Source organism: Kaistella soli (assembly GCF_019038595.1).
Lineage (GTDB): Bacteria > Bacteroidota > Bacteroidia > Flavobacteriales > Weeksellaceae > Kaistella > Kaistella soli.
Genome location: NZ_JAHOPF010000006.1, coordinates 17699 through 42913 on the forward strand (window position 1 = coordinate 17699; position 25215 = coordinate 42913).

A 25215-nucleotide genomic window follows, 5' to 3' on the forward strand; every position below is an offset into this window, starting at 1 on the left:
AATTGTCTTCCCGACATATCATGAGGCGATCTCCACCTCTTTAAAATCCAGTTCTATTTCCACGTACGCGTAATCATCGACCGGATTGTGATAGATTCTGATCTCCTGTTTTTCGATAAAGTTTTCCAGTTCTTTGCTTCCCAGTTTCATAATCTCCAGTTTTCCTGGCTCCCAAATTCTTCTGCACTAGTTCCGTCGAGAAGGAAAGCACCGTCATTTGCGCAGAGGCTTCATTATTCCCTGTGTTGCCCAGAATCTGCTGCCACAGTTCTTCTTCGTTTCATCAAGTCAGATAATCTATACATCAAAACCTCCTCCTTTGTTTCTTTTTCGCCAGACAGATTTCAATATGAGGTATTGGCGGGGAAACCACCGCCTTCCTGATTAACAACAGCTGTCATCAGATATTAGTGTCTTGTGACACTAGCCGTTGTTCTCCTCTTACAGACCAGCGGAAAGCTGCTATCGTTTTGACTGATCTTCCAGCTGGCAGCATCTGCCGGTCTTGGGTAGAAGTCATTGCTGTGAGGAAATCCCGTGTGGAAGACTGAAGATCTTTCTGCCACAGGGTTTTAATTTCCTGGCCGTTTATAGTGAGTATACCGAATAAAAATAATACACCAATAGAGATGTTTTTCATAGGCTTGATTTATTATGTACTTGCTCCAAAATTAACATTATTTAACAATTTACATCCTTTTTGTTAACAACTATTAATTAAAAATGATTTTTGTCATGTTTGTTACTTAACAGAAAAACCTAACAGGGAACTATCTGTGTGGATATATCTTTTTACGATTTGCCACGTGATTTGAAGAACATCAATCTTAATTGATATTTTCTTAACTTCATGCAACCATAAATCTATGATTATGAAGCCATCACTACAAAAACAGGTTTGCGGGCTCCGGTTTATCACTGCGTACAAAGTTGCCAGGAATATTGAACATGAGATTCTGCACAGAATGTTGCACGAAAAGCGTGCGGTAAGGTTTTTAAGCACCCGGTATGGCCTCCCTAAAGCCGATATCGTCAAGATTTATAAACAACTGGTGCTCCGCGTCAATTTATTCGCCAAAAAACTAAGGAACATTCAGCGTACCAAAAAGCAGAGGATGCGGTTGCGCCGAAGCAGACACAGCAGAATAAAAGAAAAACTTTATAACCGTTTTGAGTGTGCCCTTTTGGACAGGAAAATATCAGACAGCACTTTTCCTTTCACCAATCGTATGCGGAATATGCTCCAGAGGCTGAATTTTTTCACCATCAGAGAACTGACCGAATGTCAACTTGAAACTTACACGAAGTTCCGAGGTTTTAAAACTCTATGCATGAACGAATTGATCGACTTTATTATATTCGAAAATCTACAGGGGTATTTTAGGGGATTCAGTTATAAATCTTCGGTTTCTTGTCTTGCAGAGAAAACGAAAACTTAGTTATTATCGGCAGTTTTTTTTAAAGATCCCAGAAGAAACTTAATTCAGGCTCTCCAATGACTTTATAAATCTCTTTTTCGACATCTACAATTTCTAAAAAAACAATTTCTTTATTATTAATTTCATTATTTAATTCCACAAGAAATTTTTTTAAGTTTTCTTTTGTAATTAACCTTCGTGATTTTCCCAAAAAATCGTCAATTAAGAAATCCTTTTTAAGCATTTCCTTTGTTATTTTTCGCTGTAACAGATTTTTAAAGTCTTTATAGTCATCTATAACTGTTTCAATTTGTCCTTTTATAATTTTATCATTTATGAATAAATTGGATAACAAATGATTTATAATTTCTAATAAAATTTCAAGTTGTGCCTTTTTAGGCTTTTCGATTTCATGTAAAGCGTCGTTTCCAAGAAATCGAATTGAATGCAGTCTTTTAGATTCGCTTAAAGTTAAATGCCCTTTGTTGTGCAATAAATTGATTCTTTCTTCTAAATTACCTTTTTTAATCTTTAAAAAGTTGCAAAGAGCCTCAATTATTGCTCTAAAACCTCCTGCTGTTAAAATTAAAGCATCTGCTTTAAATGCTGAAATAGTTTCAACATAAATTTCTTTTATTGGGCTTGGTAAGTGATATGCCGAAATTTCATTTCCTTTTTCAATAAAATATGGATAAATTGTATCTTCTTCATAATAATCAATTTCATCCTTACTTATGTGTCTAATCATTTGATTATCACCAAATATATAAAGAAAAGAAATGTTTTCGCAACCTAAACATTGAATAACTCTATATTTTTTTATCCATTGATAATCATAATCCTCTTCTTCTCCTGAAACTTTATGATCAAAAATTATTTCATGATTTCTTACTCCTTTACAACTTTTACAAAAATATTTGTTTTTCATGAGAGTGTTTTATAGGTTACTACAATTTTTCTATTTTTTTCGTAAGTTCATCGGCTTTTTTAACATCCTTATCAACACCAATTCCATTTCTGTAAATTTCTTGAAGTTTAGACATACAATTGATATCATTTATTTCAGCCCCTTTTTTCAGATATTTTAAAGTCAAGTTAAAAGCAACGAAAACGGAACACAGCCCGATTATTTTGTTGCTAAATTTCAATATGATAAAATCACAGATTGTTACACTTGTCCGGAAGGTAAAATATTGAAAACCACTGGACCGAAAGCGACAGGAGATCAACGAACATATCTTCGGCACCATCAAAAGGCAATGGGGTTATAATCACACGAATTTAACGGGATTAGAAAAAGTAAATGGCGAACACAGTTTAATCATGTTGGTGTATAACATCAAACGTACGATCAATATTCTGGGAGTACGGGAATTAATTTCGAAACTGAAGAACTGGAAGTCCTCTTACAAAGCGAAAGCTTGTTTTGTTTTTAGAGTAACGTGTTTTGCGCCTAATTTAGCCTCTTTAGAAAATAGATTAACAGCTGCAGCCTAAAAAACAGTCGCTCTCAAAACGGGTTTATTAAGCTGTAAAAAAATTGTCCAACTTTTTTTCCGTGAAACATTTAGAACATAAATTCTTAAATGTTTCGTAAAAAATTTGTCTGCCAATTTTTTGTAATTGTAAAATTTGGTCTTTCGTGATTTTTATTACTTCAATTGTATTCATATTATATTTTCAATTCATAGTTAAGCCATTCATTATTTTCTTTTGCACCTAATCGCTCATAAAATTTTTGTCCTGCTTTGTTCCAGGGTGCAACTGTCCATTTTATTTGGCTACAATCATTTTGTTCTGCTTCTATTTTTAAAGCATTCATTAGTTGTTCTCCAATTTTCTGACCTCGATAATTTTCATCTACATAAAGTTCTTTCATATAAATTGCTGGACGGTTTTGGGCTGTGTAAAGAAGAAAATAATAGACTAGCATTCCAGCAATTTTATCATTGTCTTCGGCTACAATACAATAAAAGTCTGGTGGATTTTTACGAAAACCACTTTCCTTTACAATTTCAGGTGTAATAGCAAAACTGTCAATATATTTTTCAAAAACAGCTAATTGTTCCATTAATGTCCAAATTTTTTCGCTGTCTGCTTCAGTTGCTTTTCTTATTATAATGTTCATTATTTTTTGTCTTGACGGTGTTCGGATAAGGTTTTGACGCTAACTCTCAAATATACGCAAATAATTAAGCTGACGAAAAAAAAAAAAAAAAAAAAAAAAAATAGCCATTGTAACTTGCAATACATTAATCATCTACCCACTTACAAATAAATATAAATATTTGCTGGTCACGGTCCTTCTATTTCCAATTTATACAAAATACGCATCTCAGTAAAAGGGTCTTTTCACCCTTTTACGCTGACAGTTTTTATATCATTTGAGTGTTTTATATTTGTAAAAACAACCTATGAAAACACTGAAAATTTACAACATCATTGCTTCGATCTTAATCGTGTTATTGGTAATATGGGTAAAAAAACTTCGAAAGGATGTTAGTGAGACGGAAACCCTATTGGAACAGTGCTCTACACGATATTACAATGAACTTAAAAAAGACGGTGTTTTTTAAAGATAACTATGGAAATATCTTTTACGATTTTACCATAAGTCGACCCCGCCCTATTTTCACAATCATTTCTTTGATTTAACTTTATACACTACCGTGGTTTATAAAAGATACATTATATGAAAACCTCACACGCCACCCTATGGGAACGCAAACGGCTGCGGCTGCTCCGCATCTACCGAAAAGCATGGGCAAAGGAACACACCATACTTCAGCAAATGCTCATACACAACAAATCACCTTTAGAACTTTCACGCGGATATGGTATCAGCGAGGAGGATATCAGTAATATGTACCAGCGGATGCTTACAGTTGCGCTTCCGTGGGTCGTAGAATACAAGCAAATCACAATAGGAAATTCCCGGACAAAACAGAAGCGGTACAGCAGATCTTACACCACGGAAAATATGATGCAGAGTGAGAACCACCCACCGGTACCTGCCGACAGCAAGCGGAATGATCTGTTACAATTAAAACTTACTGAATGCGGTGTTCCTCTGCGTTATCGGGTGCTCAAGACCCTTCATTCATTGGATATAGACACTATAAAAGATCTTTCCGAGACGCCTCTGATCGACCTCCTCAAGTACAGGGGATTCGGGCCATGGTGTATGCGGGAACTGCTCAGTTTTGTTGAGTCTGCGCAACTGGAGCTATACTTACAAGGATTCAAAGAAGCTAAGAAAAAGTATGGCAGAAGATAGTAGTTATTAAGTAAAGTGGGACAGCATAGTCGATTCTATTTTGTGGTCAAACTTCGCACGCTAATTGCAGAGTCTTGATGTAACGCTTATAGGAAGGCTCACTGTAATTCACGTCAACATGTTTCGGATTTTAACCTATACAAATGGATAATATAAATGGGGAAACTGCCTTTTTGCTACATACACTACAGTTTTTCTGGAATTACTGAAATAGTGGAAAAAACTCCAGCTTACGGGGTACAAATGATCTCTCAAATCATAGATGACCTCCCACAATTCGTAACGTTTATATTCTTTGTTGTGCCTGATCTCTATCCTTCGTCGTGACATATTAAAGTAAACCTGTACTACAAATTAATAATAGAAATACTATACTTATCCTCAAAAAACTCTTTCAACAAAACCTTATCATCTCTTTTATTAAAATTCTTTTCTCCCCATCATCAAGTTCGCATATCCCAAGTTATTAATGTAGGTGCTGTTTAAAAGGAGGGTAAACAGGAGGTGAAATAAATTTGCATCGTAAAAGTTAATGCATATATACAATTTTCTTAGTGTTGGGTTTGCGTGATAGTTTAAAGTATATAGGGTTCCAATCATTTCCTTGCGGGACTATCATTCCATCGCTAAAATAGAGGATTTCTTGTCCAACTTTGCTCGTGTTTGCCGAGTGGTTGAACGTATACTCTGTGGGTATAAATGGTTCGTAAAGTTTTTTTATAACTTCATGATTATCATACGAAACAATCCAATTTACGTGTTCGATTTTTTTAATACGCTCAGCGACTGCACTGTGATCTGATTTTTGATAATAATTCATGTACAGCATGGACCCTTTCAGGTAATACGGAGGATCGAAATAGAAAATCGTGTTTTTGTTATCCGACGTCTTCTCTATAAAGTCAATAAGCTCGAGCGCATCCATCGATGTCACAGTTATATATTCGCGGAATGAAGCAATACGCCGAATTTTTGTGATTATTTCCGATTTATTAAATCTACAATTAAGCTTATAATTCCCATTTTGTGCATTTCCTCCTATTACACCGCCCTTTATTATACCATCTCTGTTAGTTCTATTTAAAAATAATGTCGAAAAGCCTAATTGAATTATTGAATAAGCATCCGGGTTTTGTTGAACAGCCTTTTGCTGAATACGGTTTTCAATTGAAATATCGCAATTGCTTATTAACTCACAGAGTTCGTCTGTATAATTGATTACTGAAAACCAAAAAGCATATATTGATCTATCTTTATCATTAATTGTGACCCTATCTACAATCTTCTCCATTAGTAAAAAAAGTGCGACCGATGCACCCCCCGCATATGGTTCTACGTAATGTCCGTGAATATTGTTATCAATACATATTTTGGATATGAAGCCTGATAGTTTATTTTTTCCTCCAGGGTACCGTAATGGCGAATAAAACATAGTTCCTAATTTTAAGCAAAATAACTGAAAATTAAATTCACCGGCCAGTTTTTTAACATTAATTAAGATCGCCCCAGAGCACTTCGAAGAAACCTTCAAGTATATCCCATTTTTTCTTCAGGTCGTTAGGACCCGCCTCCAATTTTCCATCGTGAACATAATCATTAAACCGTTGTATTGAAAAAACTGAATTTTCCCGTCCAGAAGTTACTACTTTCTCTATATGTGTAAATATTTTAGAGTTATGTCCAGCGTCCTTTAGCTTAGCAACTACCCAATGAAGTTTCTGAGATAGAGTTATGTCTTTTTTAAAAATATGACCGTGTTTTTTCTCTGCGTAAAAGTCTACAGAACACTCCAGAAACACCCTGAAAAGCACACTTACTGCATTGGGAACCGATCTCGACGAATCATCTAACAATAAATCGCGTTGTAGTTCGATATATATGTTATTTATCTTAGGTTGGTTGATGACAAGCTTGCACTCTTTTCTTATTAAATACTTGCGATCTGTGGATTTTTTATTGGGTTTCGGTTTTGCCGGATGGGCGCCACTGGTCCCGGGCGTAAAAATAGTATTTTTACTCGAACCGTCCTCTGATTCGTCAGGCATTTCAGGTCTCAATATATCATGATCGTTTTTTTCTTCTGCTCTTGTACCAGAAGATTTCCCAGTATTGGGTTTCGAGTCTTCGCGAAATAAATCTTCGATCTCTTCATCTTGTACTTCCTCTTCACTATAAGAAGATAAAATAGTAATGGATTTCAAATACTCTTCTACTTCTTGAGCATTAAGTCTTGAAAACTTTTTCTCTTTATATTCTTTTCCTTCCAGGATATCATTAATTATCACGATCAAACTTGAATGGAAATTCTCTTTTCCAGAGATGAGTTCATGATCATCATTGAAAACTAATTGAAAATGCGAGGCTGCCGTTCTTGAGTTCATTATTCGAAATAGAGTCGTCACAAAGCCCCGCCCGAGAATCCTATTTTTTGATTCTTTGGGAATACTAAGGTTCCTGATTATTATTTGCAAATTAATTTTGAAATTATCTAGCTTTTCCGGATCATCAATCCATCTGAATTTTGCATTAAATTGCTCGATTGTACCCCAGCGTGCTTCATTATTGTTATTAAGGTGCTTACGGTTTACGTAGCGAAGAATCTCCTTCTTATTATCGGACAATACACAATCAATTTTAAAATCACTGGTAATTGATATAGAGCGCTTCAATTGGTGGAAATATTCTTGGATCGTTAGGTCGGAACATAGCTCAGGCTTTACTAATAGTTTATAAACTGTTAATCTTCGATTCCCCTCCACTGTAATATTTTCTCCTTCGCCATCAAAAATAGCAAGCTTTTCAAAAATCGGCATATCAAAATCCTGCACAATCTCTTTCGCAAATTCTTTGATCTTATAGATTGGAATCGAAACAATATAATCTATCAATTCCGGTTCCGTTTTACCAAAATATTCAGCCGGAAACCGGGGGTTTTCTGACCACAACTCTAAATCTCGTACGCTCAGTTTTGATTCTCTAAAAATTGCCATGTGTTTATTTAATTTATAACAAATATATATAAAAAAACAGCTTACAAGAACACGGGGGAGTATAGACAGTATTATCTCCCCTTAGATAATGAACAAGACGATTGAATTTTTTTTCTGAACCAAGTGAAGTTCTAACTGATGACATCAGTTAGAACTTCACTTTTAATATTCGAAAATACGGGCATCTATTCCTCCCTATTTCCTTGGTTCTGAGTGAACATGAACTTGATGACCAAGTCCCGGCCTTGGAAATTAGACGGTCCAACTTTATTACTTTTGCTACGTGTGATGCCTACCTGGCGCCAAAGAGATTACGTATTATGCTAAACACAGCACTGATAGAATCTCCCTTTCTTCACTTCCGAACTGGGTTTGCAGCGACTTAAAATCGTTTTTTTCGGACGCAAAAAAACTTGCCTACCATTTAAATCTGTTGAAAGATCCATGGAGAATGAAATATTTCTCAGCAGAGAAGTTTTCTCCAGCGTGAGAGCAGTTAACAGAGAGACGATAAAATATTTGAAGAAACAGTTTTTCGCTACTTGATGATAAGGCGAAGGTATTCATTATTGAGAATGAAGTTCTTCATCATAAGCAGCAGCCCCGGAATCATTGAGATAACCTCGGTGTATCTTTTAATGGTAACCCAAGGCTTTACCACCTTCAGCAATGGACGTAAATTCGCCTGTTATTCGGACGTTGCACCGTTCTAGCACTGTTCCGGCACCAGCATAAAGGAAAAACCAGAGTGAGTTATTTAGCAGATAAAAAAAATGAAATCATTACTTCATTTAGTCTCCCTCACGACTATCAAATACGATCCAAAGGTAAAAGAATATTACATCCAAAAAAGAAGAAGGAAAACACACAAAATCGTCTATAGAATCTTTGCGGTAATCCAACGAAAAGCAAACTTTGTCAATCTTCCTCAGTTTGCATCATGATTTAGTAATTTTTACTTGCTTTTTTATCATAGAATATATTATACGATCGTATTTTTTTCATTAAAAACTCTTTTTTTGAACCATTCCATTTTTAATCATTTCAGCATCAATTTGAATTATTAATTCTGTAATCACAACTAACGCATTTGAGAAAGTTTCAAATTTAGTTGGAAGAGCATCTCTGTCTCTCAAATGTGGAGTGAATTTTTTCCCAAAAGTATTTGCATATTTAGTGTCAACTTTTCCATGATTGTGTATAAAAAGATGTCGCATTTCAAGGTACATTAAAGCCTCGTCAGTAACGGTTGTAGGAATGTTTACTTTTGTATCCTTAAGAATTTTTTCTAATAACTTGTTAGTGCTTCTTAAATCTTCAATACTTCTGAAAATATTATTGACAATTTTTTCTTGAATATTTTCATAATTACCCAATCGAACTATTTCCGCATATGTTATAGTTAAGTTTTCCTTGTCTTCTCCATTCTTATTTATTACTGCTTTTCCAACAACAAGCATTGGATTTTTGGCATACATTTCTTTGGTTATTCCCTGCAAATAAGCAGTAAATAAATTGAAAAGTCTGATTATTGAGAATTCAATATTCTTTTTTTGAGAATGTTTTATTAAAGCACTTTGCTGTTTAACTGGGTGATTTAGACGATTGTAATCATCCTCGGAAATTAATAAAGCTTTATTTATATGTAATTCTTTATCCATTGTCTTTTTTAAGACTTTTGAGGTTTGAATTAAGGATGCATCTAGAAGTTGAATATGCGTTTGTAAAAAATCTATTGCTCCTCGAAATTGTTGCAGTGAAGTTGTCTCTTTAAAATCTGGTTGTTTTTTTGCCATAATGTTGTTTTAGTAAATATATGCAAATTATTAAACTACAAAGAATAATTATATCAGTGTAAATTGCTTTACATTAATCCCATCACAATTACAAACATCTGTAATTATTTGCTAACCAGGCCTTTTTTTCAGTTTATACAGAATACTCAAGTCACCGAAAAAAGGTCTTTTCACCCTTTTTTCGATAATAGTATTTGTGGAAATTTGCTGTGCATATATTTGTAAAAAACAACAGTTATGAAAACACTGAAAATCTACAACATCATTGCCTCTATCCTAATCGTATTATTGGTTATATGGGTGAAAAAACTTCGAAAGGACATAAACGAGACTGAAACATTATTGGAGCAGTGCTCTACACGATATTACGATGAACTTAAGAAAGACGGTGTTTTTTAAAGATGACTAAGGAAATATCTTTTTACGATTTTACAAACCTATTGGAAGAACAGCAATTTGAATTGGTATTTACCGAAGGAGAATTTATTGATTTCCGAGATGTAGGAAGTAGTAAGTTTGTTTTGTACAAACTTTACAGTTTTTTTATAGAACTACAATATGATATATTACAAAATAGTATTGTAAATAAAGTTGTCTTTCAAAATGAAAGGTAACTATTTATACAAAAGTTTTTCAGCCGATGACAAATATATGTATCTGAAACAGAGGTTCTGCTGTATTCTGAAGCAATCGGAAAGTTAATCAAAATCCCTAACCTACTCTAGGTTTCCTTAAAACAAAATTCCGAAGGTACTATCTTAAAAAACAAATTTTACTCTAAGTTATTTTACATAATTTTGCCATTGCAGAGAGGAAGCATACTGTGATCTTTCACTGGATGTTTACCTTGTATAGCCTCACATTGCTGAGGCTATTTTGTTTCTACGAAACAAGCAGAGAAGGAAGCTCCTGTTCCTTTTCTTGGATTTTCACTTTTTCAGGGTCGTATGGCTGATTGTTTTTGTATAAGGAATAAATAATTACAAGTAGTTTTTTCTGCACTGCAACATAACTTTTCATCTTTATCCCGTGATTTGAAAATGTACGGTTATATAAATTTAGAAAGGGAGCTTCCTTGCATTTTACAACCGTAAACGCAGGCATGAATAAAATCCGCCGTATACGGGAATTTCCTTTTTTTGATATTTTGGTTTTTCCCACCCTTTTTCCTGACTGATTCTCTATCACATCGTACCCGGAAAAATATACAAGCTGCCTGGAACTTTCAAATAAAGAAAACCCGTTGGTTTCCGCTAATACCGTAGCCAGAGAAAGAATTCCTACTCCTTTTATTTTACAAATATTCTCTACTTTCTGCATTACTTCAGAATTGGATTCCAAATGTTTTTCAATTTGTTCTGCCAGCTCTTTCAGCTGCTTCGTGAAAAGTTTAATGACCTGTTCAAGCTGTTTCACAATGGCTTTGTTTATATACATGGAACTTTTTAATGAATGAAGTTGATTTCTATAAACCGTAATCTGCTCCTGTACATTCTGGTATTGACGAGTAAACTGTCTCAGTTCGTAAAAATATTTGCCCATTGGTTCCCACATCTTGAGGCTTTGTTCTGCTCCCATTTGTGCCAAACCTTTTGCGTCAATAGAATCATTTTTAGACTTGAGCCCAAGTGCCTGCAAATACTTCTTCGCCTTGTTTGGAAGAACTACCGAGACTTTATATTCTTTTTCAAAAAGGAAAAGTGCACACGATTCGTAATAGACACCTGTTGCTTCCATACAGATTACCAAGGCAATATCTTTCTGCCTATGGTTTTTGATAATCCAGTCGGACAATAAATTAAATCCTTTGGGATTGTTAGAAACCGTAACGGTAGATTGTACCGTCACTTTTTGACCCATGTCGATACTGCTGAAACAGCAGTCGATTTTTTGGCTTGAAATATCAAGCCCGACAGAATACTTTAGCATAATAAATGGTTTTTGTAAATAAACGATAACCAGTTTTTGCCTTCACTCATATTTTATACAACATCAATCTGAAAAAGAGAGTGCTTAAGTACTAATTGAAGCTCTAGTGGTTAAAAGCAAGGATGTTTTTCCTTCGGAGCGATATCGTAAAAACGTATCTGTCGGGAGAGCAAGTTTCATCCTTGTCTGTTTATTTAATATTTATATTAACAAAGATATGAGTCGGGAGACTTCAGAAAGCGGGGGATTATTGCTGCATTCTTGCTATGATGAAAGAATTGCAACATTATAACTTTTTTGATTTATAATTTGATTTGTGAAATTTACTTTTTTATCAGACAAAATATTTTCAAAGTTTATATTAAAAATAATTCCATTTTGAATCTTAGTTAATTCCAAATATTTAAGCATTTGATTAATATTATCTTGAACCATAGAATCTTGTAAACTCTTCATCTTTTTTATCTCTATTATAATTTTTTCACCAAATATTTCAATAATAAAATCCGGTCTTATATTGCCTCCTTTAAATTTAATTTTAGGTTCTCTTTGCACTGAAATATTATCATCTGTAAGAAAATCTAAATATGCACTAAAATATCCAATGATTTCATATTCATTAATTTTTCCATCAGATTGTTTTAGGTTATCATTTTTCTTAATGAAATCAATAATTATGCTAATTGCTTTATCAATTGCTGTAAATTTGCTACTACTATTTTCTTTTATTTCCCTTAGTTTTTCTTTTTCTTTTTCAAGTATCTTTTCATAAATATTCGAGGCAATTTTTTCTTGAATTTGTTTTAGTAATAGATGAACAAAACTAGATACATTTATCAATGCCAAAAATGCTTCACTTTCGTCGAAAAATAATTTGAAATCGTGGGTGGATTTATTTCTCCATTCTTGTCTGTAGTTTTTGAAAAGCTGTAAAACTCTTTCTCTAAAAATGTTTTCCTTTTCAAAGTAACTTTCAATTTCGTTTGGAGTTTTTTTTGAAACTTCTTCATCTGTTTTTCCCGCTAAAACTTTAAAAGATTCTTTTAAAGCTCCTTCAAATGCTTGATTACTTCGGTAAATAACATCATTAAAGAAATTATTATCGTTTTTGCCTTCTAAATAGTAATATTCAGCTCTATTGATATGATTAAAAATTGAATCTAAATAATTAGAATCATCATTTTCTTTAATTGTGGAAATTTGATTTTGAATTTCTTTAATTATATCCATATTTTTCGTTAGGTTACAGCTAACAGTTGCAGCTGGGCGGGTTACGGGCTAAAGAAGCCGAAACTTTCGATTAAGTACTGACTTTCTTTCATTTGCCTCTGGCGAACCTTCGGTTTCTTGTCTTTCAGACAAAGCGACCCAAGGCGAAGCCGAACAGAGCGAAGCTATAGCTTAGTTATTAGCCGCAGTTATTCTTTGAAATTACTCTTTTTAATCTTCTGAATATTTCCGGAAGATTTAATCTTAGTCCTTTATATTCAAATTCTCGAATTGAAACAAGACCATCAAAAGTTTTTTCTTCATTTTTTATAATTTTTTCTTCAATGAAATTTTGCTTTTGAAAATTACTGAATTTTAAACTTTCAATTGTAGCATTCTTTGATTCAATCATTGAAGTTGCCAAAAGCAACTGTGATTTCAAATGAAATATGTTTGCCAATAACTGCTGAACACTTACATCTTTATATTCCATTGCTATTACTTCAAGGTTTTTGGCGTTTGGTAATGTGAGATAGAAAGCTAATAAATTATGAATATTTTGAAGTGCTTCAATGTCATTTTTTGGGGTTATTGTAAAAATGGTCTCACCTTGTTCTGATTTTAATTGTGACGAAATTTCAATTCCGTAATCCTCTAAAAATTTTGAAAAGTACACTAAATATTGCTCGCAAACTTGTCTAATTTCCTCAGGAAAATTAAAAGTTTTTGTAATTGAATTAAGATTGAAAAATTTTGGATTTTCAAATATTTGTTTTAATTCATTATTTATTATTGATAGAAAATTGTAGTATTCTGTTTCAATATTATTATCAAAATTTAGTTCTCCTTTAATATTAAATCCATCTTGAACAATATCCATCGGATTTTTTAAATCAATAAATATATTATGGGGTGATAAAAGAGAAGAAAATTTTTCAAGAAACGAAATAAAAGTAAAAGTTTTGTCCCATTTTATTAAATCTGGAATAATATACCAAACAATTGTTTTCTCCTCCTCAAACCATATTTGATTAAATCCATCTTTATTCCACTCAAAATAGTGGAATTTATCACAATCAATAGGAACAATAATTGAATAAATATTTTCTTTAAAGAAATTTTTTAACGTAAAGTGTCTTGAAATTTCAAGGATATCTATTTCGGTATAAATTATAAATTCGCTGCCTTCATCACCAAAATCATCAGCTTTTCCAACAAGTTTTCCTTCAAAGTAAACATCATAATTGTTATCTTCTTTTTTCTTTATTTTTAAGTTCATTCTTTGCGGAGTTTTGTGGAATAATTCTGACTAACGTCAAAATTAAAATATTGATTATTAACTTGTTCTAAATATGCCTTAGCTCTTAAAAGCATATTCAGTTTTTCCGAAATAGAGGAATTGCAGATAACTAAAAAGTATTGGCGAAATTCGGGCTGGATTTAAATGAAAGTTCAATTCAGACTGAACGTAGCCGATGATTTTTCAGATTGTCTAAATTAAATAAAAAAACAATATGAAAAGTAGCGGCGGTTAAACGTTACGAATAGTTCAATTTTGTATTTAACCCCGCTTTTATCATAGAATATGTTAGCCGTAGTTTTTATTTATTCTCGATATAATTGTATATTTCTTTTGCTTTTTCTCTCATTTGTACGGCTTCATTAGTTGGTTTGAAGTTTTGTCTACCAGAATGAATTTTAATTTTCGAGATAGAAAATTTTGTTCGTAAATTACTTTTAGTTTGACCTACTATTATGCTGTTCGGTTCTTGAGGATTTTTGAATTCTTTAGTAATAATTTTATTACCTTTTTCAAATTTTTTTGACTTTTCAAGAATAATTTCGAGATATTTTTTATTTACTTTTTCATCGAAATATAAATTCTCATTACAGTTTAATATTTGTAATATATTCAATTGATCAGCATCATTTTGGGTAATATCAACAAATTTCTCCTTGCTATTACCTATTTTATAAGTTGTTGAATCATAGAAAATTAATGAATATTTGTAATTTAAAGGAATAATTATTTTTACTCCTATCCAGCCATTTCCTGTGTATGAACCAAATTCCCACACAAATTTTTCCATAAGTGAATTATATCTAACTACAGGATTATCAGATGTTAAAAACGGATTTATATTTTCATTTACTAGTACTTTATATTGTAAATCCATATTAAGTTTAGCTAGATTTATTGATTGGTGAAAAATTACTCGATGGATATTTTCAGTTGTCAAAAATTCCTCAATTTTTTCAGTGTTTTGTTTTGCAAAAAATGATGAATCCAATTTGTCCACATAACTAAATTGTTGCGAAAAAACATCTTTAAAGAGTTTTACATGAATTGGATTTCTTTCTTCTAGTAGAATGAAAAAATATAGTAATTCAAAATGTTCATCTGTGTATTGACGAGGAAGTTTATTTTTCAAAATTATATCCCTAAATAATGGAGCTGTCCTCTTTTCAGTTAAACAAAAAAATTCTTCAAGTTCTCCATCTTTTCCATAGAAAAATCTTTTGGCACCTTGATGTTTGATTGGAACTCGTCCTTTGAAGAAATTTGAATCTAAATTGAAAATTCCCATTTCTTTTTGATTCTGTTTAAATGAAAAATTTCTAAAATAGAATTTAGGCACAAAATGTTGATTTGCTTTTTCTGTGATACTGGTCATAAAATTACGGCTAACACTCAAATATACTCATTTCCTCACAATAAACCTTATGGTTTCCTGCAAAAACAAAATCCCAACTTTCGTCAGGATTTTAACTTATTTCGAATCCCTTGGCTTATGTTCATGCGGTTTTAATTTAGGATGTTTTGGCTGGTTAGGAGGATTAACTCTTGGTCTTTCATCTGGTGTTCCATCTTTCTTTTTCGGTTTGGGGCCAGGTTTAATAGTTTCAATTGTATTCATAATATTTGTTTATAAAAATAAAGATATCACTAAACTATTACCCTACCTTACGGTTTCCCGTAAACAAAAAAAATACTTTTTGCTGATTACAAATCTTAAAAAGTATTTCGCGTGCCAAAAGGTCTTTTCACCCTTTTTCTAATGTAAATTTTGCTACAGTCATCAGTCTAATTAAATTTGTAAAAAACAACAGATATGAAAACACTGAAAATCTACAACATTATTGCCTCTGTTATGATCGTGTTATTAGTAATATGGGTGAAGAAACTGCAAAAAGATGTTAGTGAGAATGAAACTTTATTGGAGCAGTGCTCTACACGGTATTACGGCGAACTTAAGAAAGACGGTGTTTTTTAAAGATAACTGAGAAAATACCTTTTTTCGATTTCACAATTATACCTGAAGAACAGTAGTTTGAATTGATATTTACAGAAGGAGAATTTATAGATTTCCGAGATATAGGAAGTAGTAAGTTTTGTATAAACTTTATGGCTTCTTCGTAGAACTACAATACGACGTTTTACAAAACCATATCATAAACAAGATAGTATTTCAAGGTCAAAATAAATCAGTTGATTAGTCACTAGTTTTAATTTTCTCTTTTAATATACTCTCGAGTGAAGCTGTTTACTTCCTCATTTGTAATTTTATCATATTCTTCTGCAAAGTCAACTAACTTGTATCCCATTGATTCAATTATAAGTATAACTGTAGTCATTGCAGATCTTGTATGCCCATCAAAAGCACTAGTAACAGTAGCTTTTCGCATATCACTATTGCTGTTTAATGCTATTTTCTCATAGCTGCTCACATCCTCTTTGCTACTTGTTTTCCCTTTGTATTTCTCTTTATTTTTATTATGTAACACTCGTAAAGCGATTGCTATTTTGATCTTAATATATTCTTCACTTTTATTGTTCATGATTGCAATTAACCACAATCAAAAGATTTTTTCGGTACGGTATTGCGTACCTAATTTATTTTATATATATTTGAAAAAATAATTACAGAAAATGTAATTTTGCGATACTTCAAAAAATAAAAGAAGCTATTGCTTAGAATCTCGATCTGAAAACTGGTAATTTTTAACGTACGAGAGGATAAGTAAAGTAGCTCACGCTTCGGCGTGGGCTCACTTATCTGTACGTAAGGTATACCAGTGCCCCAGATCGGATATGTTGAGACCCACGCTGTTTTGTATCCGGCATTCTCAATCTCTAAGCCACTCTTCTATTAAGTATAACACGACATTTACAATGGTTGCGCAGCCATTGCGGCCTTAGGGCTTACTTGTGAAACGGTCTGGCAAACGCCGGTTGTTAATAATCAACCCTGCATCCAGCATCTGAAATTCAGCATTCATCCAAATCTTAACCCCGTGAAAAATTTTATTATCTACGCGGATACCTCATTAGAGAAAGAAACATTCATATCAATTTCTCTTCAGAAGGATTTGTTCTTAGCGGGAAGGCGTTTTTAATTGATGTTGCTTTCCCCTAGGGCAATCCGAGGGATTTTCTATCAGTAATGAGCAATGAGCAATGAGCAATCAGCCATGTTTCCGGTGGGTGAGCGGAGCCGAAGCAGAGGGGAGGAAAAGATAAAATGTAAAACTGCGTCGTTTTGCTGAAAGGGCCTTAGTTCTATTGCCTTGATGCAATTGCGAAGCATATCACGAATACCATAGATAAATAGATAAGGAATGAGTAAAATGAAACAAAAAAATCAAGACTGGATCTTTTTGCTAAAAAATTGCAATTATTTATAAGAAAATCCCCCAAATTGACTCCCTTCGGTCGTCGAACCGCAAGCGGTTTCGGGCGGGTCGGAAGGTTACAGCGCGGAATATATTTTATTGCCGCTACTCAAACAAGGGAGATTTTTATGTCTGCTAAATGAAAAGGACGTTTCGGAAGAAACAGCAGTTTTTTTTAACGCAAAAATCTCCTAGGTCGGGGTTTTTTAAAGAAGTCGGTGGCTGAGCAGAGCCGAAGCCGAGTTTAAGGAAAAGGATATGGTGAGATTGCCGGTTTGTGGCAGGGTCTGGATTCTTATACTGCTCAGGCATCCAGCACCCAGCACCCAACCTTAAGAAATCCGGCGGAAGAATTTAACATTAACGGTAAAATATGAAAACACTTAAAATTTACAACATTATTGCTTCCCTACTGATTGTTTTGTTGGTGGTTTGGGTGGTGGAGCTCAGGAAAGAGGTAAAGGAAACTGATGAGCTGCTCGATCTGTGTGCAGAACGGTTTTATGAGGGAGTAAATAAGGAGTGATTCTTAAGTAATGGCAAGTCTGAAGGACTGCCTCTCGGACTGCGGAGCTCTAAAGAATAAGGATGTGTTCTTAGTGGGAAAGTTTTTTTCTTCATCATTTGTGTTGCTTTCCCCTAAGGCAATCCGGACAATATCATAAGTAATGGGTAATGAGCAATAAGTAATGGCTCGGTGGAACAGGAGATTTGAGATGGAAAATTTAAAATGAATAAAATAAACTTATCAAATACCACCGCTTTATAAAAAAGGATTTGCTTCAGTGGGAAAGTGCCCTTCTTCATAGGTTTCTACACCGCTTTCCCCTGGGCGATCCGAATGATGGTCATAAGTAATGAGCAATAAGTAATGAGTAATAATAAATAACGCGAATAGATGGCTGTTAAAAGCTAGCAATAAAAAAGCCCTTTCCCCTCCAGTTTGGCGACGAAGAAGGAAAGAGCGTGGAATTAATTAATGTATAACTAAAAACCTTAACAAAACTATGAAAAAAAAGTTTTGCAGGGAAATACTTTCCCTGACATTAACGGCAACGCTGTTCCTGCAGATTCCTGCACAGCTAAAAGCCTTAAAAATTGGGGATGCGATCCCCGAAGAAGTCTGGAAGACCCCTTTACAGGTGGTCAACAGCGGGGAAAAAACCATTACCCTTGCCAAAGACCGTGATAAACTCATCCTGTTGGATTTCTGGGCAACATGGTGCAGTGCCTGTCTGCTTAATTTTCCGGGCATGGAAGCATTGGAGGAAAAGTTTAGCGACCGGATTAAAATAATGCCCGTGACGGAACAGACGGATTCGGTATTGGAAAAATTTTTTACTACGAAAAACGGCCAGCGGTTTAGTCATGTAGCTTCTGTGATTAATGACAAAATGCTCAAAAGCTATTTTCCCCATAAAGGGATTCCTTTTATAGTATGGATAAAAGACGGTAAACTCATCAACACAACGGATGCAGAACAGGTCACTGCGGAAAACATCAGTAAGATATTGGGTGGAGATCCAGATGCCCTACATACCGTGATTCAGATGGATAGGACCAGACCGCTGATGTTGGACGAAAGTTTCGAAAGACAGAGGAATGTTTCGCTTCTTAACTATTCAATTTTCATGAAAGGGGGAATTCCTGACATTGGAGCCGGTGGCACCTTCAGATATACTGCAGACAAAAAAGTGAATGGCAGGCAGTTTACCAATCTTCCGCTACGGGACATGTACTTCGCGATAGGATATGAGTTGTTTCAGTCGATGAATATTAAGGAGAGTTTCAGCGAAAAACGAATGCTGGTTCAGATCAAAAATACCAAAGCAATGGATGGAGAGCTGCTGCCCGGCGGCAATTATAGAAAAGACGATTTGTATAGTTATGAATTGGTCGTTCCAGCCGAAAAAGCAGATTCATTATACCAGTTCATGCTCAAGGATCTTAATCGCTATACCGCTTTCTCTGCAAAAATTGAAAAGATCAAAACAGATTGTTATATCCTGAAAAGAACGGTTTCTGAAAACAGAATACAAACTAAGGGTGGCGACTTGATCTCTACATTTCCTCAGAAGCCCTCAATATTACGGAACGCTCCACTTAAACATATGGTAAATATGATTAATGGGCAAACTCCCATCAGATTGCCTCTAATTAACGAAACGGGAATTATGGGAAATGTTGACCTCCGGGTCTCTGAAATTACCACGGCTGAAAAGCTGAGTAAAGAACTCGCAAAATACGGGCTGACAGTTACGCGGGAACAGCGCGAACTGGAAATGCTTGTAATAAAAGACCAATAAAAATTTTCATTTACAGTACAACAAACTAAAATTAAATTATGAAAAAAAATATTTTATTGTACCTGCTGGCAGGTTGGTGGTCTACATTGGCTGCCCAAACTCCGATATCAGGTTCTGTAGTAGATGGGCGCGCAGGCAATCCACTTCCGGGTGTTACCGTTAATATAAATGACAAAATACAGACACGCACTGATAAGCACGGCAAATTTTCCATCATCACCGTTGAACCTACGGGAACCGTCGTGTTTACACTCCCCGGTTATCAGTCCCATACCGAAACTTACAGACTTCCTGTCTCTGCATCCATGACCGTTTTCTTGCATGAAAAAGTAAAAGAAATAGAAGGAATTACCCTGACAACCGGCTATCAGAAAATTCCTAAAGAGCGGGCTACAGGTTCATTTTCGACAGTTGATAACGAAACACTGAACAAACAGGTTTCGAATAATATCCTGGACAGGCTTTCAGCATCTGCCAACAGTGTCGTTGTGTCTAAGGGTACCAACAGCGGTGAAAGTCAGTTGATGATTAGAGGACTGAGCACCATAACAGGACCGAAAGCACCTCTGATTATATTGGATCAGTTTCCTTATGACGGAAATATCGCTAATATAGATCCTAATATCATAGAAGATGTTACCATTCTGAAAGATGCGGCAGCTGCCAGCATATGGGGAGCCAGAGCAGCCAACGGAGTGATTGTTTTAACAACGAAAAAAGGAAGTTTCAGAAAAGCATTCTCCGCCGAAATTAACACTTCACTGTCTGTCGCTCAAAAACCCGATTTAGGATACCTTTCATTAATGAGCAGTCCTGATTTTATTGACGTGGAAAGGGAGCTCTTTACCCGCAATTTTTATGAGGATGATATCAATTCACCATTCCACACTGTATTGTCTCCTGTCGTCTCGCTTCTTGATAAAGAAAGAAACGGAACTATTACCACCGCTAAGCTGGAAGGTGAAATCTTGAGATTAAAAAATATTGATGTAAAAGATCAGTATTTGCGATATATGTATGTCCCCGCAGAAAACAGGCAATATGCTGTGAATCTGTCGGCCGGAAGCGACAGGCTTTCATGGTCCTCCATGATAGGATATGATGATCAGACGGGTAATCTGGATGAAAAATATAAAAGGTTTAATCTCAGATTTCAGAACATCTGGAAACCTCATAAGCAGTTGATGGTAAATACGTCAATTTGGATGAACCAGTCTGAAACCCGAAGCGGAAGATATGGTTATGGAGGCATCACTGTAAAAAGCAATGGTCTGCCTTACCTTCAGTTCGCTGACCAACAGGGTAACCCTTTAAGTGTTTCTAAAGATTATAATCAGGATTATAAAATGAGTCTGGGCGGGGGAAAACTGCTGGACTGGAATTATTACCCGATAACGAACTGGCAGCATGAGGTATCACGGGGAAAACTTACAGAAATAGTTTTGAATGCGGGAATTAATTATAAAATAACTGAGGGTTTAAGCGCAGAGGTAAATTATCAGTACCAGAACAGCAGTGGAACCTCTAATACTCTGAACGATACTCAAAGTTATTACGCAAGAAATTATATTAATCTTTTTTCTTCAATCAGTCCGAATGGTACTGTTCAGTATACAGTCCCAAAAGGGGCAATCTACGGACTGAGCGATACAAAAAGTTCAGTATCCAATTTCCGGGTTCAGGGGAATTATGACCGCAAATGGGGCAGACATGCACTAACCGGAATACTGGGTGGTGAAATCCGAAACGCTTATTCGGATTATGTGAATAATCTCTACTACGGATACAATCCAAATAATAAGACTTTTATTAATGTGAATTATAATACGCGGTATCCTACATTAATGGGAACCTGGAGTTATTTGTATAACGGAAACTCCCTTGGAGACACCAGCACGCGGTATATGTCACTGTATTCCAATATGGCTTATACTTTCGATGGAAAGTATACGGTGTCGGGCAGCGCGAGAAGAGACGCCAGCAATTTGTTTGGTTTGAAAACTAATGATCAGTGGAACCCCTTTTGGTCAGTAGGATTTGCCTGGAACATTGCTAAAGAAAAATTTTATAATCTTACTCTTCTGGATGATTTAAAGATACGAGGTTCCTACGGATTTAACGGAAATATAGATCCGGCGATGGTGGCAGTATCTACGATCCGATATTTTGCTACTTCACCCTATACCCAGAGTCAGATGGCGATGTTTACCAATTACTATAATCCGAAGCTGAGGTGGGAGACTAACCGCATTACCAATATAGCATTGGATTTTTCTACTGAAAACAGTGCGCTTTCGGGGTCTGTGGAATGGTACGCCAAGAAGGGAGATCATCTTTTCGGGCAGACTCCGGTCGATTATACGACAGGAATAACAAGTTTAATGTGGAATGTGGCAGCAATGAAAGGACAGGGTTGGGATATTGAACTACAATCAAAAAATATCAGTCGCAAATGGTCATGGAACACATCAGCCAATCTGAGTTTTTATAAAGATCAGGTGACGGAGTATTATCTGAACAATACAATAGCTAGACAGTTTGTAATTTCATCTGTTCCGGTTTCCGGAGTGGTGGGTAAGCCGGTCTACTCGATATTTGCTTATCGGTGGGCAGGTCTGGATCCAGAAAACGGCAATCCCAGAGGATATTTAAATGGTGAGGTGAGCAGTGACTACTCAGCACTTACCGGTACAGAAACCAAACTTGAAGACCTTCAGTATTTTGGATCAGCAGTACCTACGGCATTTGGAAATCTTACCAACACTTTTGGTTACAGAAACTGGAGTATGGATATAGGAATTACGTACAAATTTGGATATTGGTTCAGAAGAGCATCAATTGATTATACGGGGCTTCTTACCAACTGGACAACCCACGGTGACTTTTCAAAAAGATGGCGCCAGCCTGGTGATGAAAAATTCACGGACGTTCCTTCTTTACTTTATGAAACCAACTCTTCACGGGATGATTTTTATGCAGGTTCTGCCGCACTCGTAGAAAAAGGAGATCACATTCGGCTACAGTATATTAATCTCAACTATACCTTCAAGCCTGAATCTTCATTCCTTTTTAGCAGTTTACAGCTTTATGCGAATATTAACAATTTGGGTATTCTGTGGAAAGCGACTGATACGGACCGGGATCCCGATTACAATATGGGTAGTTTCACGTTGCTGCCTCCATTAACCTTAACATTCGGACTTAGAGCAAAATTTTAAATATATTGAAATGAAAAGATTTTATAACATGATGATTTGTTTGTTGATAGCATTATCCATAACAAACTGTCGCGATTTTCTGGAAGAGAAATCAAGTTCCAAATTGACTACTGTAGAGAGTTTAACTGACCTTCAGGCGCTTCTGGACAATTATGGATTTCTCAATACCGAATTCGCAGGAAGTGGGGAAACCGGTGCTGATGATTTTTATTTAACCGATGCACAGTACAACAGTTTGAATTTCGAAGAAGATAAAAGATTGTACACGTGGATGCCGGATCATGTGGCGAAACCTGCTTCTTTGGGTAATAACTGGCTGTCATGTTACAGGGCAATATATGTATCCAATGCCGTTCTGAAAAGTCTGGAACACAATGAATTCAATGGTACTGAAGCAGATAATATTCGGGGTCAGGCTTTAGCATTAAGAGCCTCCAGATATTTGGATGCAGTGCAGATCTGGTGTTTAGCTTATGACCCTTCTACAGCTTCAGAGTCATTGGGTTTGCCGCTTCGGTTGGATCCGGATATGAATACCCCTTCCTCGCGAGCTTCCCTAAAAGATACTTATAATCAGATTCTAAACGATCTGCTGACGGCAGCGCCTCTACTACCTGAAAAACAGATTTCAAAAATGAGAATTTCCCGCGCTGCTGTCTTCGGTCTCTTAGCACGTACTTATCTTTGGATGGGTAATTATAAGGAGGCATTCTTGTATTCAGAGAAAGCGCTCGCCATTAACAATATTTTGATGGACTTTTCAGCACTTAATCCTGACTCAGAGCTCCCAATAAAGGAAATGAATGATGAGGTTTTGTTCTGGGCCGGAATGAGTTATGAATATCATTTGATTCCTGCCCGTATCCCGGAAAATTTGTACCAGAAATATGATAATAACGATCTTAGAAGACAAATTTATTTTCGCGTGAACGATAGTGGTGAAATCTTTTATAAAGGATACTACAATAATATGAATGGTCCTAATACCTCTGTTACCGTAGACGAACTTTACCTCATCGCAGCAGAATCCCTCGTTAGAAATAATAAAGTCTCCGAAGGGATGCAGATGCTGAATAATTTGCTGGTGACGCGATGGAAACCCGGCACTTTGACGCCCCTTCCCACAGTTCCACAAGAGCAGGCTTTGTCTGTAATTCTTGAAGAAAGAAGGAAAGAGCTGCTTATAAGGGGTCTGCGATGGGCAGATATAAAAAGATACAACAGAGACGGAGCAAATATTACACTGACCCGTACTGTTAATGGCAAGAATTATCTATTGCCGCCAAATGATCCCCGATACGCGCTTGCTATTCCGGAAGAAATTATTGAATTGTCGGGAATACAGCAAAACCCCAGATAATTAAAAAGCAGTCTCATCTTATGAGACTGCTTCTTCTTTTCCATACAGTTCTACGGTTTTCTTTCCGTAGGATTTATTGCCAGTACCTGACTGTTATTAAGTCCGGCAATTTGGGAAGCTAACGTCTGTCCCGCCGGAACAACAATGTTACAGGGTCGGTTACCAGTACTTTGACAGCTCGGTGCAGAAGATACCACCATCCAGTTTGCAGTGTTTGCAAAAGATCCTTCTGTTACTTTATCACTATTGTAGGTATAAATGGAATCTGCAGTAGTTTTTTCTGTCATTTTAAACGACATTGTAATTCCTGCCGTTAGTATTGCTGCCATGAGCAGGAAATGGGTTCTTAAAAAATGTATTGTTTTCATTTTTGCGGTCTTTTTTTAATAAAAAAGATTACCATAAAAACTCAAAAATTAATAATTAAATTGGGTAGTCTGCCTTATATACAGACGGTGGTCTTTGGCGCGTTGCGGTTCGTCAACCATTCTGCGTTTCGTAATGCAGACAGGAATTCACTGTTTGCAAGTTCACTGAATGTCCGGACATTCTACTCTGAAAAGTGTGCATGCTTTTCATCTTTTTTATTTTGATCTCTACCGGTCCTCATGCTGATAATGCCAACAAGAGCGGTGATCATTAATCCTATATTCAAAGCTAAATTTTCTTTCCAGTTCATCTTCTCAAAAAGTCCAATGCAGGTACACGGCTCCTTCTTGGCTATCAGTATAACTGCAGTGTACCCTGCAAAGACGGTAAGCATTACTAAAGTAATCCATAACCCCCAAAACCGGAGAGGGCGGTAACAGAGCATAATGATACAAACCGTCAGCAATGCGATAATGCCGTAAGCTACTGGTCCTCCGTACCCCTCAACTCCCGGTGCCTGCTCCAACTGACTGCGGAAGTTTTTGAAACCGGTAGCTTTGCTCATTGCCGCATAGGAAAAAAGAACCGCAAAGAACAGGCTTATGGCAAAAGGCATTATTTTTATCAGATTTTTCATTAGCTTATTTTGATAGCGTAAAATTGCAACAT

At 35.5% G+C, this 25215-nt stretch carries 23 protein-coding genes; 8 read left to right on the forward strand and 15 right to left on the reverse strand.

What is annotated here, in order from left to right:
- Nucleotides 1-18: 18 nt before the first annotated feature.
- Both KSK37_RS14155 and KSK37_RS12115 read right to left on the reverse strand, forming a co-directional pair.
- Nucleotides 19-150, reverse strand: coding sequence for a hypothetical protein (locus KSK37_RS14155; RefSeq protein ID WP_281418167.1), 132 nt, complete (start codon nucleotides 148-150; stop codon nucleotides 19-21).
- 250 nt (nucleotides 151-400) lie between these two features.
- Nucleotides 401-640, reverse strand: coding sequence for a hypothetical protein (locus KSK37_RS12115; RefSeq protein ID WP_217201827.1), 240 nt, complete (start codon nucleotides 638-640; stop codon nucleotides 401-403).
- A gap of 232 nt (nucleotides 641-872) precedes the next feature.
- Here KSK37_RS12115 and KSK37_RS12120 point away from each other — a divergent pair, with 232 nt between their 5' ends.
- A complete protein-coding gene (locus KSK37_RS12120) occupies nucleotides 873-1439 on the forward strand; it encodes a hypothetical protein (protein WP_217201828.1) in 567 nt (188 codons plus the stop codon).
- A gap of 19 nt (nucleotides 1440-1458) precedes the next feature.
- Here the strand turns inward: KSK37_RS12120 and KSK37_RS12125 are convergent, their stop codons facing one another.
- The gene (locus KSK37_RS12125) at nucleotides 1459-2346 is read right to left on the reverse strand and encodes a DUF4145 domain-containing protein (protein ID WP_217201829.1); all 888 of its coding nucleotides are present in this window, start codon (nucleotides 2344-2346) and stop codon (nucleotides 1459-1461) included.
- Nucleotides 2347-2666: 320 nt separating this feature from the next.
- Here KSK37_RS12125 and KSK37_RS14085 point away from each other — a divergent pair, with 320 nt between their 5' ends.
- Nucleotides 2667-2915 (forward strand): hypothetical protein, encoded by a 249-nt coding sequence (locus KSK37_RS14085; protein ID WP_343216994.1) that lies wholly within the window; start codon nucleotides 2667-2669, stop codon nucleotides 2913-2915.
- 175 nt (nucleotides 2916-3090) lie between these two features.
- Here KSK37_RS14085 and KSK37_RS12135 read toward each other — a convergent pair whose 3' ends face one another.
- Nucleotides 3091-3546: a GNAT family N-acetyltransferase gene (locus KSK37_RS12135; protein WP_246566570.1), complete on the reverse strand. Its 456-nt coding sequence runs from the start codon at nucleotides 3544-3546 to the stop codon at nucleotides 3091-3093.
- Nucleotides 3547-4110: 564 nt separating this feature from the next.
- Here KSK37_RS12135 and KSK37_RS12140 point away from each other — a divergent pair.
- Entirely contained in the window at nucleotides 4111-4695 is a 585-nt protein-coding gene (locus KSK37_RS12140; RefSeq protein ID WP_217201830.1) for a hypothetical protein, read from the forward strand.
- 529 nt (nucleotides 4696-5224) lie between these two features.
- Here the strand turns inward: KSK37_RS12140 and KSK37_RS12145 are convergent.
- The 8 genes from KSK37_RS12145 to KSK37_RS12180 form a co-directional block, all read right to left on the reverse strand.
- Nucleotides 5225-6226, reverse strand: a complete 1002-nt coding sequence (locus KSK37_RS12145) for a DNA adenine methylase (RefSeq protein ID WP_246566572.1) — start codon at nucleotides 6224-6226, stop codon at nucleotides 5225-5227.
- Entirely contained in the window at nucleotides 6186-7685 is a 1500-nt protein-coding gene (locus tag KSK37_RS12150) for a hypothetical protein (RefSeq protein WP_217201831.1), read from the reverse strand. Before KSK37_RS12150 ends, KSK37_RS12145 begins: the two co-directional genes overlap by 41 nt.
- A gap of 1004 nt (nucleotides 7686-8689) precedes the next feature.
- On the reverse strand, nucleotides 8690-9481 hold the full coding sequence (locus tag KSK37_RS12155; protein WP_217201832.1) for a hypothetical protein: 792 nt from the start codon (nucleotides 9479-9481) through the stop codon (nucleotides 8690-8692).
- 882 nt (nucleotides 9482-10363) lie between these two features.
- Nucleotides 10364-11410, reverse strand: a complete 1047-nt coding sequence (locus tag KSK37_RS12160) for an IS110 family RNA-guided transposase (RefSeq protein ID WP_217201833.1) — start codon at nucleotides 11408-11410, stop codon at nucleotides 10364-10366.
- Nucleotides 11411-11674: 264 nt separating this feature from the next.
- Complete coding sequence (locus KSK37_RS12165) at nucleotides 11675-12640, reverse strand: GxxExxY protein (RefSeq protein ID WP_217201834.1); 966 nt, start codon at nucleotides 12638-12640, stop codon at nucleotides 11675-11677.
- Between the two features lie 178 nt (nucleotides 12641-12818).
- A complete protein-coding gene (locus KSK37_RS12170; RefSeq protein ID WP_217201835.1) occupies nucleotides 12819-13898 on the reverse strand; it encodes a hypothetical protein in 1080 nt (359 codons plus the stop codon).
- Nucleotides 13899-14220: 322 nt separating this feature from the next.
- On the reverse strand, nucleotides 14221-15294 hold the full coding sequence (locus KSK37_RS12175; RefSeq protein ID WP_217201836.1) for a DUF4238 domain-containing protein: 1074 nt from the start codon (nucleotides 15292-15294) through the stop codon (nucleotides 14221-14223).
- A 96-nt stretch (nucleotides 15295-15390) separates the two neighbouring features.
- The gene (locus KSK37_RS12180) at nucleotides 15391-15537 is read right to left on the reverse strand and encodes a hypothetical protein (RefSeq protein WP_217201837.1); all 147 of its coding nucleotides are present in this window, start codon (nucleotides 15535-15537) and stop codon (nucleotides 15391-15393) included.
- A 195-nt stretch (nucleotides 15538-15732) separates the two neighbouring features.
- On the opposite strand from KSK37_RS12180, the gene KSK37_RS12185 reads away from it, so the two are divergent.
- Nucleotides 15733-15894 carry a hypothetical protein gene (locus KSK37_RS12185; protein ID WP_217201838.1) on the forward strand — a complete coding sequence of 54 codons (162 nt, stop codon included), beginning with the start codon at nucleotides 15733-15735 and terminating at the stop codon, nucleotides 15892-15894.
- A gap of 232 nt (nucleotides 15895-16126) precedes the next feature.
- On the opposite strand, the gene KSK37_RS12190 is transcribed toward KSK37_RS12185, so the two are convergent.
- Nucleotides 16127-16459: a hypothetical protein gene (locus tag KSK37_RS12190; RefSeq protein WP_217201839.1), complete on the reverse strand. Its 333-nt coding sequence runs from the start codon at nucleotides 16457-16459 to the stop codon at nucleotides 16127-16129.
- Nucleotides 16460-17666: 1207 nt separating this feature from the next.
- Between KSK37_RS12190 and KSK37_RS12195 the strand changes: the two genes are divergently transcribed.
- The 4 genes from KSK37_RS12195 (at nucleotide 17667) to KSK37_RS12210 (ending at nucleotide 24177) form a co-directional block, all read left to right on the forward strand.
- Nucleotides 17667-17819, forward strand: a complete 153-nt coding sequence (locus KSK37_RS12195) for a hypothetical protein (protein WP_217201840.1) — start codon at nucleotides 17667-17669, stop codon at nucleotides 17817-17819.
- Nucleotides 17820-18300: 481 nt separating this feature from the next.
- On the forward strand, nucleotides 18301-19599 hold the full coding sequence (locus tag KSK37_RS12200; protein ID WP_217201841.1) for a TlpA family protein disulfide reductase: 1299 nt from the start codon (nucleotides 18301-18303) through the stop codon (nucleotides 19597-19599).
- Between the two features lie 38 nt (nucleotides 19600-19637).
- The gene (locus tag KSK37_RS12205; protein WP_217201842.1) at nucleotides 19638-22817 is read left to right on the forward strand and encodes a SusC/RagA family TonB-linked outer membrane protein; all 3180 of its coding nucleotides are present in this window, start codon (nucleotides 19638-19640) and stop codon (nucleotides 22815-22817) included.
- 10 nt (nucleotides 22818-22827) lie between these two features.
- Nucleotides 22828-24177: a RagB/SusD family nutrient uptake outer membrane protein gene (locus KSK37_RS12210; protein ID WP_217201843.1), complete on the forward strand. Its 1350-nt coding sequence runs from the start codon at nucleotides 22828-22830 to the stop codon at nucleotides 24175-24177.
- Between the two features lie 50 nt (nucleotides 24178-24227).
- Here the strand turns inward: KSK37_RS12210 and KSK37_RS12215 are convergent, their stop codons facing one another.
- On the reverse strand, nucleotides 24228-24545 hold the full coding sequence (locus KSK37_RS12215; protein ID WP_217201844.1) for a hypothetical protein: 318 nt from the start codon (nucleotides 24543-24545) through the stop codon (nucleotides 24228-24230).
- A 182-nt stretch (nucleotides 24546-24727) separates the two neighbouring features.
- Nucleotides 24728-25183: a MauE/DoxX family redox-associated membrane protein gene (locus KSK37_RS12220; RefSeq protein ID WP_217201845.1), complete on the reverse strand. Its 456-nt coding sequence runs from the start codon at nucleotides 25181-25183 to the stop codon at nucleotides 24728-24730.
- Nucleotides 25184-25215: the final 32 nt, after the last annotated feature.

What these genes read in the sequence shown, in the direction of transcription:
- KSK37_RS14155 (WP_281418167.1), bottom strand. Translation starts at nt 150, where the DNA reads ATGAAACTGGGAAGCAAAGAACTGGAAAACTTTATCGAAAAACAGGAG.
- KSK37_RS12115 (WP_217201827.1), bottom strand. Translation starts at nt 640, where the DNA reads ATGAAAAACATCTCTATTGGTGTATTATTTTTATTCGGTATACTCACT.
- KSK37_RS12120 (WP_217201828.1), top strand. Translation starts at nt 873, where the DNA reads ATGAAGCCATCACTACAAAAACAGGTTTGCGGGCTCCGGTTTATCACT.
- KSK37_RS12125 (WP_217201829.1), bottom strand. Translation starts at nt 2,346, where the DNA reads ATGAAAAACAAATATTTTTGTAAAAGTTGTAAAGGAGTAAGAAATCAT.
- KSK37_RS12135 (WP_246566570.1), bottom strand. Translation starts at nt 3,546, where the DNA reads ATGAACATTATAATAAGAAAAGCAACTGAAGCAGACAGCGAAAAAATT.
- KSK37_RS12140 (WP_217201830.1), top strand. Translation starts at nt 4,111, where the DNA reads ATGAAAACCTCACACGCCACCCTATGGGAACGCAAACGGCTGCGGCTG.
- KSK37_RS12150 (WP_217201831.1), bottom strand. Translation starts at nt 7,685, where the DNA reads ATGGCAATTTTTAGAGAATCAAAACTGAGCGTACGAGATTTAGAGTTG.
- KSK37_RS12155 (WP_217201832.1), bottom strand. Translation starts at nt 9,481, where the DNA reads ATGGCAAAAAAACAACCAGATTTTAAAGAGACAACTTCACTGCAACAA.
- KSK37_RS12160 (WP_217201833.1), bottom strand. Translation starts at nt 11,410, where the DNA reads ATGCTAAAGTATTCTGTCGGGCTTGATATTTCAAGCCAAAAAATCGAC.
- KSK37_RS12165 (WP_217201834.1), bottom strand. Translation starts at nt 12,640, where the DNA reads ATGGATATAATTAAAGAAATTCAAAATCAAATTTCCACAATTAAAGAA.
- KSK37_RS12170 (WP_217201835.1), bottom strand. Translation starts at nt 13,898, where the DNA reads ATGAACTTAAAAATAAAGAAAAAAGAAGATAACAATTATGATGTTTAC.
- KSK37_RS12175 (WP_217201836.1), bottom strand. Translation starts at nt 15,294, where the DNA reads ATGACCAGTATCACAGAAAAAGCAAATCAACATTTTGTGCCTAAATTC.
- KSK37_RS12180 (WP_217201837.1), bottom strand. Translation starts at nt 15,537, where the DNA reads ATGAATACAATTGAAACTATTAAACCTGGCCCCAAACCGAAAAAGAAA.
- KSK37_RS12185 (WP_217201838.1), top strand. Translation starts at nt 15,733, where the DNA reads ATGAAAACACTGAAAATCTACAACATTATTGCCTCTGTTATGATCGTG.
- KSK37_RS12190 (WP_217201839.1), bottom strand. Translation starts at nt 16,459, where the DNA reads ATGAACAATAAAAGTGAAGAATATATTAAGATCAAAATAGCAATCGCT.
- KSK37_RS12195 (WP_217201840.1), top strand. Translation starts at nt 17,667, where the DNA reads ATGAAAACACTTAAAATTTACAACATTATTGCTTCCCTACTGATTGTT.
- KSK37_RS12200 (WP_217201841.1), top strand. Translation starts at nt 18,301, where the DNA reads ATGAAAAAAAAGTTTTGCAGGGAAATACTTTCCCTGACATTAACGGCA.
- KSK37_RS12205 (WP_217201842.1), top strand. Translation starts at nt 19,638, where the DNA reads ATGAAAAAAAATATTTTATTGTACCTGCTGGCAGGTTGGTGGTCTACA.
- KSK37_RS12210 (WP_217201843.1), top strand. Translation starts at nt 22,828, where the DNA reads ATGAAAAGATTTTATAACATGATGATTTGTTTGTTGATAGCATTATCC.
- KSK37_RS12215 (WP_217201844.1), bottom strand. Translation starts at nt 24,545, where the DNA reads ATGAAAACAATACATTTTTTAAGAACCCATTTCCTGCTCATGGCAGCA.
- KSK37_RS12220 (WP_217201845.1), bottom strand. Translation starts at nt 25,183, where the DNA reads ATGAAAAATCTGATAAAAATAATGCCTTTTGCCATAAGCCTGTTCTTT.